Raw genomic sequence first — 14,484 nt, 5'->3', positions numbered from 1 at the left:
AACGCGGTTACAGGTAGGGTGCGCCCTGCGCACCACAGGCAGCGAAAACCTTTCGCCAGCGGCCGCCCTCCCCCTCATCCGGCCAGCAGGGGCACCTTAGCGAGCCGCCATGACAACCACGTGACCACCAGCGGTCAGTTGATCGGCGTCGCGGTCAGGTTGGCGCGGATATCGGCATTCTGCAGTTTCATGCCGTACATGGAGGTGACCGCCCCGCCCGTGGGATGCACATTCTGGATACGGTCGATATTGATTTCCTTGAAATGCACCCGACCGTTGACGGCGAACCCCAGCGGATCGGGCGACACCGGCGGACAACCGCTGGCGCCCTTGTTGCAAACCTTGGTCGGCGCCACGTCCAGATTGAGGTCGACACGCACACCGTAGCTGTTGGCATTGGCATCGCTCGGGTTGGCGTCGGAGGTATGGAAGTTGTCCACCACCAGTTGCGCCCCAGTGCCGTTGACGCCACCCACCCGATCCGTCTCGATGATCAGCTGGTTGCGCTTCTCGCTGGTCGACACGCTGCTTGCCGGATTGCCCGAGGTATCGCGGACGAAGACGTTCTTCAGCCCCGCCGTCAGCCCTTCGTTGCCGCGATCCTCCCAGCGTCCGCCACTGGCGGTACAGGCCGATGCGCTGGCACCACTGCCGCCGACGCACAGCGCACCCGCGCCACCTGAGCTGAGACTGAGGGTCGAACCCTGTTCGTAACGACGCAGCACGATGCGGCCAAGACTCTGCCCAGTGTTGCGGTCGCCCCAGCGTACGTCGTGCACATCCAGGGTCGACCAGTAGGTGCCCTTGCTCAGCTGCACGCCATTCTGGGTCACGTCCAGCGAGCCGTCGCGAAAGTGCATGTCATAGCGAGTGCCGGCCAACCACAGGCCCTTACCGGTTTCATCGACAGTAATCGCGGCATTGGCATCGGTGACGACGAAGTCGGCGTTGTAGCGCACGCCATCGCCGCTAGCGCCGCCAGGGCGCAGGGTCAGTTGGCCGTTGAGGGTGAAGTCATAGGCCGGGAAGATTTCCAGCAGCACCAGCAACTCGGTACCGCCCTGCAGCGGCGCATCGGCGCGACCGACGCGCAAGCCATCGAAGCTGTAACTGCCTTTGACGTTGTTCAGCCCCAGGCGCAGGCCGTCGAAGTGGCCGTCATAGCCACTGCTGCCTGGCTGGGTGTTGGTGCTGCCGGCGTAACAACCAGCGCTGATGCCAGTTGCGCAACTCTTGGTCAGGTCGACCGTCAGTTGGCCGCTGCCGTGGGTACGCAGGCCGCTGAACCACATGCTGTTACCGTTATCGGTGAGCGAGACCGAACTGCTGACCATGTTCCATGAAACGTCTGCGGTAATACCCTTGAGCCCGGAGTTGGGGTCGCCGCCAGGGCGCAGCCTGAACCAGTTCTGCCGGGAACCCTGGTCCTGGAAGTTGAGATCCAGCGCCAGGCTGCCGATTTTCTGATTATTGGGGTTGCCGATGATCAGGCCGCCGAGGCTGGCGTTGAGCTTGAGATCCTGAAAGGCCAACTGGGCATAACGCCCGCTGCTGTCCTCACCCAGATCGAGGGTGATGCCGTTCTGGCTGCTGAGCACACCGGCGAAGTTCTCGGCGCGCAGCACGCCATCGTCCTTGTACTGGAACAGGCTGTTGGCGATGGTGATCTGCGGAATCAAGCGCAGCCCTTCACCACTGGCGCCACCACCGGCGATGCGAATACTGCCGCCAAGGCGCAGATCCATATCCAGCTGACCGAAACTGCGTGCGTGGTCTGGATGCCGCGTATCCGGTGCGCCGGGCGTTACCGCAACGCCGGCCAGCGGATCGCCGTGCGCCAGATCCAGGCCAATGCCACCGATATGCGCGACGAAGCGCGTGTCGCCCAGATCGAGACGCACGGCGGAGCCGTTGCCGCCGCTGACGATGTCCAGGTAGGCGTTGTTCAGGTAGGCATCGAACGAGGCATTGCGCACGATCAGATCAAAACCGTTGTCGCGGTAATAGAAGGTCACCGCATCCAGGCTCAAGCGGCTGCCATCGACGCTGAAACCGGTCACACCGCTGGCCCCGCCGCCGCTGAGTTTGAGGCTGGCGCCGAGGGTATAGAAGGCGCGAAAGGCGCCAAAGCTCTTGTCGCTGCCGGCAAACCCGATGTTGTTCACCGCCAGCTCGTTCGGCCGGCCTTGATGCTCGACATGCAGGCGGTCATCGATCACGTCGACCTTGGTGGTGGCAACACTTCCGGCCTGCTGCGGCCGACTGGACACACCCTCGAGGCGCAGGCTGTGACCGTCCTCGCGGTATTCGAGGCTCTCTGCCGACCAGCCCCCGCCAGCGGTTTCGATGCTGATACCGCCACGGCCACTGACGCTGGCCAGGCCGTCATCATCCAGCGCCTGCATGGCCCAGACCGGTGAGCTGCCGAGAACGAGCGCTGAAAGCCATCCATAACGCTGCATGCTGCGCTTCCTCAGTTCGTGGGGAACACCAGCACGCTGCCTTGCATGCGGATGCTGCCATCGATCTTGGCCGAGAAGATGTTGGTCTGCTGATAGCTCGGGTCACCGCCATTGGCGGCGCTCAGCGCCTTGTTCTTCCAGCCGCCCTGGCTGGCCACGCCGAAGGAGAAATTGCCATCCTTGAAGCGGATTTCGTTGGGCAAGCCCAGCGCCAGCACTTCGCGCTCGCCACTGGCGCTGGTGAGCGTGCGGGTATCCAGGGTCAGGCCTTCGAAACTGAAGATGCCCTTGAGGTTGTCCAGCACGTACCAGCCGGCATTGGCACCGGAGCGCACGGCCACGCGCATGCCACAGCTCTCCGGGCTGGCCGCGCCGGCCAGGGCGCAACTGCGCTGGTTGGCTGCCCACTGCGCCGGGTTGTTGCTCGCTGGTGTGCCCCAGAGCACACCACCGTCCTTGTTGATGCTGAACTCGCCGGACAGGTAAACCCCGCCCTGCCCGCTCATCTCGCTGAGGGCACTGTCGTCCAACGCCTGCATTTCCGCCAGTGCCAACGCCGGCAACAGCGCCAGCAAGGCCATCGCCCCTCTAGCGCAGGTCATAGCTGCTCACCTTCAGGTAGTTGAAGCTCAGCCCGGAAATCTCGCTGCGGCCGAAGTTGTAGCCACCGGTGGGCACTGCGGAGGGACTGCTGCGGGTGCCGCCGACGGTCAGGTTCTCGAACACCAGGTTGGTGCGCGGCGCGTTAGCGTAGAAATCACTGGCCAGGGCCTGGCGTTGCGCCGCCGTGGTCGCGCCGCTGGTGGGGTTCTGCAGCTCCATGACGAACTGGCCATCGGCGCTGGAGCGCAGGCGCAGCGGCTGCGACTTGCCGTAGCCCAGAGCGATATTGGCGTAGCCATTAGTGATGTAGAGCGTGCGCGCGCCACGCTGCGCCGCGGTTTCACCCGTGGTGTTGCAGTTGGCCTGCGCGCAGGACATCACTTCCAACGTCTTGGCGAAGATATTGATGCGCGCTTCGCCCACCAATTCACCGTTGCCGTTCTGCCCACGGTCGCCCCATAGGCGCAGGTAGGAGCCGTCCATCACCAGTTGGTGAAAATCCAGCGCGAGCATCTCGGTACGCCCGGCCGCCACCTGGAAGTCGAAGCGCATCCCCAGGTCGGCACGCCCACTGGCGCCGCTGGAGCAGTTGGAGCCTGCGCCGGCATAGCTGGCGATGCAGGGGCTGCCGCCAGAGGTCAGGCGCTCGGGAAACTTGAACGACAGCACCGTGATATTGCTCGGCGTGGTCTGCACCCACTGCCCGTCATCGCGCAGGGTGCGCAGCTCCTCGCCCTTGGCCAGTTCCAGCTCGAACGGATGATCGAGGCTGCCGATGGTCACCGGATTGAGATTGCTGCCCTTGTTGCTGCCGGCGGCGCCGAGGTAGAGATTCTTCAGCGAGATGGGCACGTTGCGGCCCTGGCGGTCGGTGATGTCGTTGATCACGATCTGCGCGCCGGAGCCATCGAGCAGCACCTGATCCAGCACGAAACCCAGGCCGGCGCCCTGCACGTCGGACATTTCCGCATCGCTCAAAGGCTCCATCGCCTGAGCCGAAGCGCCGAGCAATACCCCAAGCAGCAGATAGAGCGCGCGAGCATCCATGGTCAGCACCCCGAAACGGCGCTACCGAGGCAAGTGTCGCGGCGCAGAATGCCTTCCAGCGCCTGCTGGAATGACAGCGTCACGGCACCCGAACCGTCGGCATTGCGCGGCATGTTCATGAAGGCACCCGCCAGCGCATTGATGAACTGCCCGGCGTTCTGCTGATCACGCCAGGGCACGTTTTCCGTCTGCAGGGAAATGAACACGCCCTTGGAGGTGTCGAGAAACTGGTTGGTATTGGTATCGAACTTGCCCACCGGCAGGGTTTTGTAGTCGGTCAGGTTGAAGCAGGTATTCACACCCAGCAGCTTGCAGTTACCGGCATTGAAGAACCCGGATTGCAGCAACCAGTTGGCCAGGCTGCTACCGTCAGGCATGGACAGTTGTGTGCCGTTGCTGAGGCCGGCCATGGCAGCCCTGACCGGATCCAGATTGCCATTGCTGTCCAGCAGCGTCGCCTGCGCTTTGAAATCGTCATTGGCCCACGCACCACTCACCAGCGCCTTCGCCGGCAAGCACCACAAGAAGTCCAGACCGCAACTGATCTTCGGCCCCAAATAACTGCCTTTGCCGTAGATATCGATCGCCAGGTTGCCGGTAAAACTGTTGATGTCGCCGGAAAGGAACCCTTGGGCTTCACCGAAGCCGACGCGCACCCCCACCACCCGGTCGCCCTTGTAGGCCAACTCGATGTAGGGGTTGTTGATCAGGAATGGGTTGATGCTGTCGTCCGCATTGACCGTGCCCAAGGCGAAATTGTTGATCGACAGATCCGCCGGCCGCGTCTCTCCTGCTCGCGTGTAATTACCCAGCTCCAGCTTCTTGACGTTCATCTGGGTTTCCACCTTCACGCCGAAGTCGATCTTGGTGAAGTTCATCCCGGAATGAGCGTCGGTGCTGAGGTTGATGAACGCCTGCCCGGTGATGTTCGACAGCTCGCTGTCCTCCAGTTCGACCATGTTGGCCTGGGCATTGACACTCAACAGGCCGGCGCAGATCAGCGCTGAAGCATGTTTGGCGAAGCGGAAGGAATGGCGCATGGCGAAACCCCTGTTCTTATAGTGGTGTCGAGCACTCCGACTCGAATCCTTATGGCCACTATAAGGACAGCAGCGCCAGAGCGGCCCGACCCATAGTCGAGAAAGGGCCAGCAAATGGCCGCCAGTGGCCATGCCGGAGCGCAGCGGGTGTTACCGGCGGCCACAACGGCGTAACACCTCGTCAACCACGCCAGGCAAATCAGCCAGCTCCGTGCATCAAGTCACCTGCCTCTGATCGATTCGGACTCAAACCCGGCCTCCAGCTTGCAGTACAATCTCCCCTTTTCACTTGCCTGGAACCGGCGCCTCGATGATCGATCCCAAGCGCGTGTTGCGCGCCCTCGCCGAACACTGGACGTTGCTCGAACCGCTCTGTGAGCGCTTCGACGCCGGCACCCTGAGCCTGGTGGAGCTGCGCGGCCAGCTCACCGCGCAATTGCCCGACGCCACGCCCAGCGACACCACTGCCCTGCTCGACACCTGGATTCGCCTGGACATCCTGGTGCCGGTGGCCAAGAGCCCCAACCGCTTCGAACTCAACGCGCAGATCCACGACTTCCTCGCCTACCTGCGCCGCGAGCATCGGCTCGGCCTGTGCCTGGAGATCGAAGCCTACCTGCGTCACCTGGAGCGTCTGGCCGGCTACATCCAGGACGCCTTCGAGGTGCGCGACGCCAACGACCTGGCGCGCCAATTGCGCCTGCTCGACATGCGCGTGCGCGACGTACTGAAGAAGCTGATCAACGACGAACAGGCGCTGGTCAGCGTGGCTGATCGAGCCAAGACCAGCGATCGGCAGATTCCCCTGCGCCAGCGCTATGCCGAGGTACTGGCGACCTGGGACGAATATGTCGAACCGATGATCCAGCTGGTCGCTGCCGACGGCGCCTTCGAACAGGGCGTGCGCCGCGTCGAACAGGTGCTGCTGCGCCTGCTCGGCGATCAGCAGCGCCTTGGCCAGTTGGTCGACGACGACCTGCTGCTGCGCACCCATGCGCGCATCCTGGAAATGCAGACCACCGCCCAGCTGACCCTGCGCAAGGCCCGCGAACTGCTGCTGCCGCTGCGCGAGGAAGCGCGCCGGCACAACGCCGTGACCCGTGGCGCTGCACTGGCGCTGTCGGTGATCCGCAAGAAAGGCATCGACGCCGTACCGCAAGCCGCCATGCCGCTGTTCACCCGACCGCAGAGCAACTTCTTGGGCAGTGCCAGCCAGGTCGAGGCCTACGTCTACGCCCTGGCGCGCTTCGAAGCCAAGCCGGCGCATTTCCCCAAGGCCAGCGGCAGCCGCAAGGGCGGCACGCCCAAGGCGCCGAAGACCGCGCGGGAAATGATCGAACGCTGCGAACAGGCCCTGCCGCTGCCGGACCTGATGGCCTGGCTACTGGAACAGGAGCCGGAAGGCGCCACCGACGAGCTGCTCTACTGGTTCTCGCGCCTGTCGCGCGAATCGCGCTTCCAGCGTGAACGCCTGGAACGCCGTCCGTACCTGACCCGTGAGCATGAAGTCAGCCTCAGCTCCTATGCCCTGCTAGGCCAGCCCAATGGCTGAGCTGCCCGTAGGGTGCGCTGTGCGCACCACAACCGACGACATGGTGCGCACAGCGCACCCTACGACTGCCCGTGAGCATTGCGTATGAATATCGATCTAAAAGAAATGACCCAGCTCGCGGCTGCCTTCCGCGACCTGTTCAAGGGCTACCACATCTCGCGCAGCGAGCCGGAGTGCTACGCCCAGCTGTCCAGCATGCAGGACCAGTACCGTGCGCTGTTCCGCGCCCTCGGTTTCGAGTTGGTCTGCGACCCGCGCGGCTTCTACTACTTCGTGCCCGAGCAGGTCGCCCCGCAGGTGAACAAAACCGCCCAGCGCCTGGCGCTGTTCACCTTCATCCTGGTCGAGCACCTGGCTGACCAGGGCCGCGACCCGCTCTCCGTGCTCGACGGTGGCAGCATCGGCCGTGACGAGCTGCCGGCGCTGCTGGAGAAGTACCGCGACCTGTTCCTGCAAGCCGAAGTCACCACCTTCGAGGAGCTGGAAGACAAGATCATCCGCCGCCTCATTCAGCTCGGCTTCGCCGAGGATAGCAACGGCGTGTACCGCTTCCTGCCGCCGATGCACCGTTTTCTCGACGTCTGCCTGTCGGTGCAGCACGACCGCGACCTGGCCGCCAGCCTGCACAGCAGCGACCTGCCGTTGCCGGCGCCGGTGCTGCTGGACGATGACGGTGATGCCGATACGGCTGTCATCGACAGCGAAGAATCCGAGGAAGACGCCCTGGCCCGCGCCATGGCCGACGAACGTGCCGCACAGGAGATGGACGCATGAGCCAGGAACGCTACGGCATCCGCCGCTTCGCCCTGCTGAACACCGCCGGCTACAGCCTCGGCCTGTTCCCGCTGGAAAACCCGCTGTCGGTCTACGGCGCCAACAACCTGGGCAAATCCGCCTCGATCAACGCCCTGCAATTCCCGATTCTGGCGCGCATGTCGGACATGAGCTTCGGCAAGTACAGCCTGGAAGCCTCGCGCAAGTTCTACTTCGCCAGCGACACCAGCTACATCCTCGTCGAAGTCGCCCTGCCCCACGGCCCGCACGTCATCGGCGTGGCCGGTCGTGGCCCGGGTGGCGGCTTCGGCCACCAGTTCTTCGCCTACGCCGGCGAGCTGGACCTTGAGCACTACCAGCAAAACGGCACCTGCCTGCGCCAGCGCGAACTGTTCAAGAACCTCGGCCAGGCCGGCATCACTGCCTACGAGTTGAAGCCCGATGAACTGCGTCGCCTGCTGGTCGGCGGCCACACCAGCATCCCGCTGGACCTGACCCTGATCCCGCTGCGTTCGACCAGCGAGCAGAGCCTGAAGACCTTCCGCGCACTGTTCATCAACCTGCTGCACATGAGGGAAATCACCGCTGCTAAGTTGAAGCAGCTGTTCCTCGATGCCTTCGAACACAGCCTGCGCTCGGGCAGCGTCGACTACATCGCCGCCACCGAGGAAGCCTTCCGCGACGTGCGCCGCATGGAGCAGGACTACCAGGCCCTGGTGACCGCCGGGCCACAGATCGAGGCTCTGGCCGCCGGCGTGACCCAGCGCGAGACTCTGCGCGGCAAACTGCACCGTCTCTCGCCATTGCTCGACAACCTGCTGGGCACTTGGCACGACTACGCCGACGCGCGCAAGGAAGAGCTGGTGATCCAGGCCGAGCACTATCGCAACGAGCAGGACGGCCTGCAGAACGAGCAGCGCGGCGGCACCAGTGAGCTGATGCGCCTGGAGCGAGAGATCAGCGAAATCCAGCGCTGGCTGGGCGAGCTGTCCGTACTGAAGCACCGCTTCGTCCTGGTCGATGACGTCAAGGTACTGGAGGCTCAACTGCTGGCTGCCAAGGACGCCCACGACGAGCTGGCCGGCGCCCTGGCGCAGTCGCGGCAGTTCTCCAGTGAAGACCTGGACGAGCGCCTGCGCGACCTGGAAAAACGCCTCAAGTCGGTCAAACAGCAGCTCGACCACGCTGACAACAACAGCTACTCGCGCCTGCGCGAGGAGTTCAGCCAGCAGGACGTCGACCGCCTGATGCGCCTGTTCAACGGCCAACTGTTCAGCCTGCCGCTCGGCGAAAAAGGCATCCAGGCCGACGGCGACGACTGGGTCAAGGCCGTCGAAGCGGTGCTGGATCGCTTCAAGGGCGACACCTTCGCCGTACCGGGTCTGTCCATCGACCTCAGCCATATCGAACCACCGGCGCTGCAGGCGCTGGCCGACCGCGCCGCCCTGCGTGACCAGAAAGATCGCCTGGAGCGCGAGCTCAAGCAACTCAAGACCCAGCAGTCGGTCGCCGCCGACCGCGCCGCCAGCAAGGCCCAGGCCGAGACCCTGTACCAGGCCGTGCTGGATGCGCAGAAAGCCCTGGAAGACTTCCGCAAGAGCCAGACCCTGGCCGCCGAAGAGCCGCAGAAGCTGGAGCGCCTGGCCGAGCTTGAAGGCACTCAGGACGAACTCAAGCGTGCCAGCGATGCCTTCGCTGAGCGCGTGCAGCAGCTGTCCGCCAAGCTGCAACTGGTCGGCCGCCAACTGGCCGACCTGGAAGCCAAGGAACGCACCCTGGAGGACGCCCTGCGTCGTCGCCAGTTGCTACCGGCCGACCTGCCCTTCGGCACGCCGTTCATGGAGCCAGTGGACGACTCGCTGGACAACCTGCTGCCGCTGCTCAACGACTACCAGGACACCTGGCAGGCGCTGCAGCGCATCGACGGTCAGATCGAAGCGCTGTATGCCCAGGTACGCCTGAAAGGCGTGGCCAAGTTCGACAGCGAAGATGATGTCGAGCGTCGCCTGCAACTGCTAGTCAACGCCTACGCCCACCGCCAGGACGAAGCCCTGACCCTGGCCAAGGCACGTCGTGCGGCCGTCACCGACATCGCCCGTACCCTGCGCAATATCCGCAGCGACTACGACAACCTGGAACACCAACTGGCGCTGTTCAACCGCGAGATCAACAAACGCCAGGTCTCCAACTTGCAGAGCTTCCGCATCGTCCTGGCGCCGAACAAGGAAGCGCTACGCCATATCGATCAGATCATCCACAGCGCCGGCCAGTACGAAGAAGGCGAAACCCTGTCGGTGTTCGACCTGTCGCAATCGGCCGATCAGGACGCCAAGAACGAGGAAGCCAAGGATTACCTGTCGCGCCTGGTCGCCGCCAACGGCAACCAGTTGGGCCTGAAGGACCTGTTCGAGCTGGCCTTCGAGATCACCAAGGTGCACGGCCAGCCGATTATCCACACCGACATCGATGGTGCCGCCTCCAACGGCACCACCATGACCATCAAGGCGCTGACCAACATGTACCTGTTGCTGCACCTGATGGATCGCGAGCAAGCCGGGCGCGTACGCCTGCCTTACTACCTCGACGAGGCGGCGGACATTGACGAGCGCAACCAGCAGGCGCTAATCGAGACCAGCCTGCAGCTGGGCTTCGTGCCGATCCTGGCGTCGGTGAAGCCGCAGGTTTCGGCACACGTCGCCATCGACCTGGAAGGCGGCAGCGGCCCCAACGGCATCTACATCGATGAAGCCGACTGGAAGTTCATCAAGCCGCGCGAAAGTGCCAAGGTCGAGGTGCCTCAGCAGGAAGAGACAACCGAACCGGCCTGAGCCCATCGCGGCTCACGACCGTAGGAGCGGCTTCAGCCGCGAGCTTTTAAATCCTCGAAAATGAAAAGGGCCGCTCAGCGGCCCCTTTCATTTATATGATTTGCTCACTGCTCCAACACAATCTTCGGCGCCCAATCCAGCCACCCTTCAACAGGCTCATCGAACAGCGCGAAGGTCTGTCCCGGCAATGCCGGCCCGCCCATCTCCGGATTGTTCGGCGTGGCGAAAGCGATACCGCCCTCGATCAACGCCTCCAGCGATTCGGTGCGCACCTTCAGCCCCTTGAACAGACCGGCATCGACACCGATACCACTGGCATTCCAGAAGCGGCTGCCCGAGCGTACCAATGGCGCATAACGCGGCTCGATCAGTACGTGGATCAATACACGATCCGAGGTCGGCCCCAGTTCGAAATCCACCACCTTGCCCACCGGCACTTCGCGGTAGCTGACGATCACACCTGGTTTGATCGAACCTCGCCGTGGCGCACTCAACACCAGGCGCAAGCCTTCCTCGCGCACAGCCTGGTTCGGTGGGCTTGCCAGTGCGCTGAACTCTGTACGGCGGGCGCCTTTCTGCGCCGATAGCTGCACCTCCAGATACTGACCGCTGACCAGCGTGCCGAGATTAGCAGCCCGGGTCAGGCTCAGCTCCGGCTTCACCACCCAGAACTGCGTCCCCTCACGGGCGATCTGCTCGGCAGCCTGGGTGATACGTACATTCAGGATCACCGCTTGCAGGTCATCAGTCAGGCTGAGGTTCTCGACCTTGCCGACCTCCAGGCCCTTGTAGCGCAGCAATGTACCCGGCTGCAGGCCATCGCCATCGGCCACACGGATGGTGATCTGCTGACCCAGCTGCAATGCGCTATCACGATCAGTATGCAAGGCAAAACGCTGCACCTGACGGTTCGACCTGGCCGCCTGTAGATCGGGCGTCTCGAAAGCGATACCACCTGCCAGCAAGGTCTGCAACGACTCACTCTTGACCTCGACACCGGACAACCCGCCTTTGAGGGTGATGCCGCTGGCATTCCAGAAGCGTGTGGAGGTATTCACCAGGTGCACGTAGTCCGGCTCGATGTGCACGCCCAATACCACCTGGCGGTTATCACGCCCCAACTGATAACTCTGCACCGAGCCCACCTTGATCTGCTTGTAGAGCACCGGGCTGCCGACCTCGATGGAGCCGAGCTGATCGGTGAACAGCACCAGGTGCAGGCCCGGCGCACCCAGATCCAGGGGCGGGGCCTTGCTGCGAGCAACGAAACTGCGCGCCGGCGGATTGCCCTTCTCGCCTGGGCGCACAGCAATGTAGTTACCCTTGACCAGTGCCTCGAGGCCGGTGATACCGGCCAGAGAAATGGAGGGTTTGACCACCCAGAAGTCCGACCCTTCCACCAAATATTCTTCTGCCAGAGGGTTGATGGTCAGCTCGGCCGTGGCGCTATTGAGATCGCGGTCGACTTTCATGGCTTTCAGCGAACCGACCTGAATGCCCTTGTACATGACTGGCGTGCGGCCTTCCTGCAAACCGTCAAAGTCGCTGAGCTTGACGACGATCTTGATACCCGCCTGAGCCTCGTCGTAGTCCTCATAAAGACGGAACGGCAGCGCAGGATCGGTAGGCGGGCTGTCCTTGCGATGTTCGGGCGTGGCGAAGGCGATACCGCCGGCCACGATGCTGGCCAATGACTCGCTACGCAGCTTGAAACCGGAGAGATCGGCATCGACACTGATGCCGCTGGCATTCCAGAAGCGCGTATGTTTACGCACCAGATGTGCGTAAGCAGGCTCGATGAACACCTTCACCTCTACCGTGCTCTGATCCTCAGCCAAGGTGTAACTCTTGACCCGGCCGACCTGAATCTGTCGATAGAACACCGGGCTGTCCCGATCGAGCGAACCCAGCCGCTCGGCTTTCAACGTGATATGCAGCCCCGGAACATCGTCGCCCATCGGCGGCTCCTGGTCCAAGGCGGTAAAGCTACGCGTCGACTCGCCCTCTCCGGGGCTGAAGGTAATGTAGTTACCGGAGACCAGCGTCTCCAGGCCACTGATACCGGCCAGGCTGACATTGGGTTTGACCAACCAGAAACGAGTCCCTTCGCGCAGGAATTGCTCGATTTCCTTATTCACCTCGACCTGGGCCAGAACGCCGCGTTTGTCATCCGATGAATCCAGGCTGATGGCCGTTACCTTGCCGACCGCCATGCCCTTGTACATCAACTCGGTCTTGCCAGCCTGAATGCCCTCGCCGCTGGCGAATACCAACTCGACCTGAATACCTGCCTCGCTGTAAGCACGCCAGGCCAGCCAGCCGCCGATCAGCAGTGCGATAAGAGGCAGAACCCAGATGGCCGACCAGTTCGAAGCAGGACGCGTCTTGGCCAGAGGAAGGTCAGTCATGATCGGTTTCCGTGTTATCCCAGATAAGGCGAGGGTCGAAAGTCAGTGCAGCCAGCATGGTCAGGATCACCACACTGGCAAAGGCGGCGGCTCCCACTCCAGCTTCGATGCTGGCCAGGCTGCCAAAATTCACTAGCGCCACCAGAATGGCGATGACGAAAATATCGAGCATCGACCAGCGGCCGATCCATTCGATGAAGCGATACATCAGGATCCGCTGCTTGGCAGACATCGGTTGATGTCGCTGCACCGAATACAACAACAGGGCAATGCCCACCAACTTGAAGGTCGGTACCAGAATGCTGGCGATGAACACCACCGCAGCGATCGGTAGCATGCCGAAGTGAATCAACTCAAGAACGCCCCCCATGATGGTCGCTGGCTCACCTTTACCGAGGCTATTGACCGTCATGATCGGCAGCAGATTGGCCGGGATATAGAGAATCGCCGACGTCAGCAGCAAGGCCCAGGTCCTGACCAGACTATTGGGCCGACGGTCATGAACCTGGCCACCACAGCGGCTGCAGTACTGATGCTTGGCATCGACGTCGACTGGATTGAGTTGATGACACTCGTGACAGACCAGCAACTCTGCATCAATCGCCCGCATGGATGTCCTCCCCGGACAAGGCTTGCCAAATCTGATGCGGCGACATGGTCACCTCCAGCCAGACTTGTACCAGCAACAGCGCGATGAAACAGAACAACCCCAAGCCCAGGCTCAGGTCAGCCAGGTCCATCAGTTTCACCATCGCCACCAGGATGCCCATCAGGTAGACCTCGAGCATTCCCCATTCACGCATATGGTGGTATATCCGGTAGAGCAACAGTCCATAACTACGGCCAAAGTCGGTGCGAATACTGAGCAGCACCAGCAACTGACACAGCAGCTTGAGCAATGGCACCGCCATGCTGCACAGAAACACCACCACCGCGATGCCCTGCATATCACTTTCATACAGTCCAATCACGCCGCTCCAGACGGTGTCTTGCGAGGTCTGCCCCAGTAGATTGAGTTGCATGATCGGCAGGAAGTTGGCCGGGACATAGAGCAGCAGAGCCGTCAGCACCAGGGCCAGGCTACGCCGTACCACATGATGACGGTGACTGAACAACTCATAACCACAGCGCGGGCACTCGGCACTTTCACCATCCTGTAGCACCGGTTTGCGCATCAATAGATCGCACTCATGACAGGCGACCAGTTGCTCGATCGGCAACGATGACAAGGATGGTTCGGGCGGCGAGTCAGACATGAAAGTCCCCAGCAGAATTCGCGCATTCTACCCGAGCGAAGCCAAACGCCCTATCGTAGGGTGCGCCGTGCGCACTAGTCTGAACGCATCATGCCGGCGCGCGCAGCGCACCCTACGCCGCTCTATTTTCCGCGCCACAAAGAAGAAACCCCCGCCTCTTTCGAAGCGGGGGTTTCGTATAGGAGCTTGACGATGACCTACTCTCACATGGTGAAGCACCACACTACCATCGGCGATGCGTCGTTTCACTACTGAGTTCGGGATGGGATCAGGTGGTTCCAACGCTCTATGGTCGTCAAGCAATTCGGTTGGGAGATCGTCGTGAGACGCGCTCCCTTGGATACGTGATAGATAATTTGTAGTTCTTGCAAATTTTCGGCTTTCTGTCGACTTCACCATCGACACCCTCTGTCTCCGGCTTATGCCTTCGCAGATTGTTTGGGTGTTATATGGTCAAGCCTCACGGGCAATTAGTATTGGTTAGCTCAACGCCTCACAGCGCTTACACACCCAA

10 protein-coding genes and 1 rRNA gene are annotated in these 14,484 nt (G+C 62.3%); 3 read left to right on the top strand and 8 right to left on the bottom strand.

Annotation, left to right across the window (positions count from 1 at the left end; all coding sequences use genetic code 11):
- Nucleotides 1-134: 134 nt before the first annotated feature.
- From BM059_RS08500 to BM059_RS08485, 4 genes are read right to left on the bottom strand one after another with little or no spacing between them, the layout of a single operon-like run.
- Nucleotides 135-2,462 (bottom strand): hypothetical protein, encoded by a 2,328-nt coding sequence (locus BM059_RS08500; protein ID WP_074937995.1) that lies wholly within the window; start codon nucleotides 2,460-2,462, stop codon nucleotides 135-137.
- Nucleotides 2,463-2,473: 11 nt separating this feature from the next.
- Nucleotides 2,474-3,064 carry a DUF6160 family protein gene (locus BM059_RS08495; RefSeq protein WP_074937993.1) on the bottom strand — a complete coding sequence of 197 codons (591 nt, stop codon included), beginning with the start codon at nucleotides 3,062-3,064 and terminating at the stop codon, nucleotides 2,474-2,476.
- Nucleotides 3,051-4,112 carry a hypothetical protein gene (locus BM059_RS08490; RefSeq protein ID WP_074937992.1) on the bottom strand — a complete coding sequence of 354 codons (1,062 nt, stop codon included), beginning with the start codon at nucleotides 4,110-4,112 and terminating at the stop codon, nucleotides 3,051-3,053. Before BM059_RS08490 ends, BM059_RS08495 begins: the two co-directional genes overlap by 14 nt.
- Nucleotides 4,113-4,114: 2 nt before the next feature.
- Nucleotides 4,115-5,152, bottom strand: a complete 1,038-nt coding sequence (locus BM059_RS08485; protein WP_074937990.1) for a DUF6160 family protein — start codon at nucleotides 5,150-5,152, stop codon at nucleotides 4,115-4,117.
- A 310-nt stretch (nucleotides 5,153-5,462) separates the two neighbouring features.
- On the opposite strand from BM059_RS08485, the gene mksB reads away from it, so the two are divergent.
- The 3 genes from mksB (at nucleotide 5,463) to mksF (ending at nucleotide 10,306) form a co-directional block, all read left to right on the top strand.
- Nucleotides 5,463-6,704 carry an Mks condensin complex protein MksB gene (mksB, locus tag BM059_RS08480; RefSeq protein ID WP_036998613.1) on the top strand — a complete coding sequence of 414 codons (1,242 nt, stop codon included), beginning with the start codon at nucleotides 5,463-5,465 and terminating at the stop codon, nucleotides 6,702-6,704.
- 84 nt (nucleotides 6,705-6,788) lie between these two features.
- Nucleotides 6,789-7,478, top strand: coding sequence for an Mks condensin complex protein MksE (gene mksE, locus BM059_RS08475; protein WP_074937988.1), 690 nt, complete (start codon nucleotides 6,789-6,791; stop codon nucleotides 7,476-7,478).
- Complete coding sequence (mksF, locus tag BM059_RS08470; protein ID WP_074937986.1) at nucleotides 7,475-10,306, top strand: Mks condensin complex protein MksF; 2,832 nt, start codon at nucleotides 7,475-7,477, stop codon at nucleotides 10,304-10,306. Before mksE ends, mksF begins: the two co-directional genes overlap by 4 nt.
- 104 nt (nucleotides 10,307-10,410) lie before the next feature.
- Here mksF and BM059_RS08465 read toward each other — a convergent pair whose 3' ends face one another.
- The 4 genes from BM059_RS08465 to rrf all read right to left on the bottom strand — a co-directional run bounded on the left by BM059_RS08465 (nucleotide 10,411) and on the right by rrf (nucleotide 14,270).
- A complete protein-coding gene (locus BM059_RS08465; protein WP_074937984.1) occupies nucleotides 10,411-12,714 on the bottom strand; it encodes a PqiB family protein in 2,304 nt (767 codons plus the stop codon).
- The gene (locus BM059_RS08460; protein WP_074937983.1) at nucleotides 12,707-13,324 is read right to left on the bottom strand and encodes a paraquat-inducible protein A; all 618 of its coding nucleotides are present in this window, start codon (nucleotides 13,322-13,324) and stop codon (nucleotides 12,707-12,709) included. The genes BM059_RS08465 and BM059_RS08460 overlap by 8 nt, the downstream gene beginning before the upstream one ends.
- Entirely contained in the window at nucleotides 13,311-13,970 is a 660-nt protein-coding gene (locus BM059_RS08455; RefSeq protein ID WP_074937981.1) for a paraquat-inducible protein A, read from the bottom strand. The genes BM059_RS08460 and BM059_RS08455 overlap by 14 nt, the downstream gene beginning before the upstream one ends.
- A 184-nt stretch (nucleotides 13,971-14,154) precedes the next feature.
- A 5S ribosomal RNA gene (gene rrf, locus BM059_RS08450) occupies nucleotides 14,155-14,270 on the bottom strand.
- Between the last annotated feature and the right edge of the window lie 214 nt (nucleotides 14,271-14,484).

The sequence above is a fragment of the Ectopseudomonas composti genome, from assembly GCF_900115475.1.
Taxonomy (GTDB): Bacteria; Pseudomonadota; Gammaproteobacteria; order Pseudomonadales; family Pseudomonadaceae; genus Aquipseudomonas; species Aquipseudomonas composti.
The sequence above is the reverse complement of the archived record's forward strand: the minus strand, read 5'-3'. Positions and strand labels throughout refer to the sequence as shown.

Bases quoted from the DNA above. Each gene is read 5' to 3' on its own strand.
- BM059_RS08495 (WP_074937993.1), bottom strand. From the start codon at position 3,064: ATGACCTGCGCTAGAGGGGCGATGGCCTTGCTGGCGCTGTTGCCGGCG.
- mksF (WP_074937986.1), top strand. From the start codon at position 7,475: ATGAGCCAGGAACGCTACGGCATCCGCCGCTTCGCCCTGCTGAACACC.
- mksE (WP_074937988.1), top strand. From the start codon at position 6,789: ATGAATATCGATCTAAAAGAAATGACCCAGCTCGCGGCTGCCTTCCGC.
- BM059_RS08455 (WP_074937981.1), bottom strand. From the start codon at position 13,970: ATGTCTGACTCGCCGCCCGAACCATCCTTGTCATCGTTGCCGATCGAG.
- BM059_RS08490 (WP_074937992.1), bottom strand. From the start codon at position 4,112: ATGGATGCTCGCGCGCTCTATCTGCTGCTTGGGGTATTGCTCGGCGCT.
- BM059_RS08485 (WP_074937990.1), bottom strand. From the start codon at position 5,152: ATGCGCCATTCCTTCCGCTTCGCCAAACATGCTTCAGCGCTGATCTGC.
- BM059_RS08460 (WP_074937983.1), bottom strand. From the start codon at position 13,324: ATGCGGGCGATTGATGCAGAGTTGCTGGTCTGTCACGAGTGTCATCAA.
- BM059_RS08500 (WP_074937995.1), bottom strand. From the start codon at position 2,462: ATGCAGCGTTATGGATGGCTTTCAGCGCTCGTTCTCGGCAGCTCACCG.
- mksB (WP_036998613.1), top strand. From the start codon at position 5,463: ATGATCGATCCCAAGCGCGTGTTGCGCGCCCTCGCCGAACACTGGACG.
- BM059_RS08465 (WP_074937984.1), bottom strand. From the start codon at position 12,714: ATGACTGACCTTCCTCTGGCCAAGACGCGTCCTGCTTCGAACTGGTCG.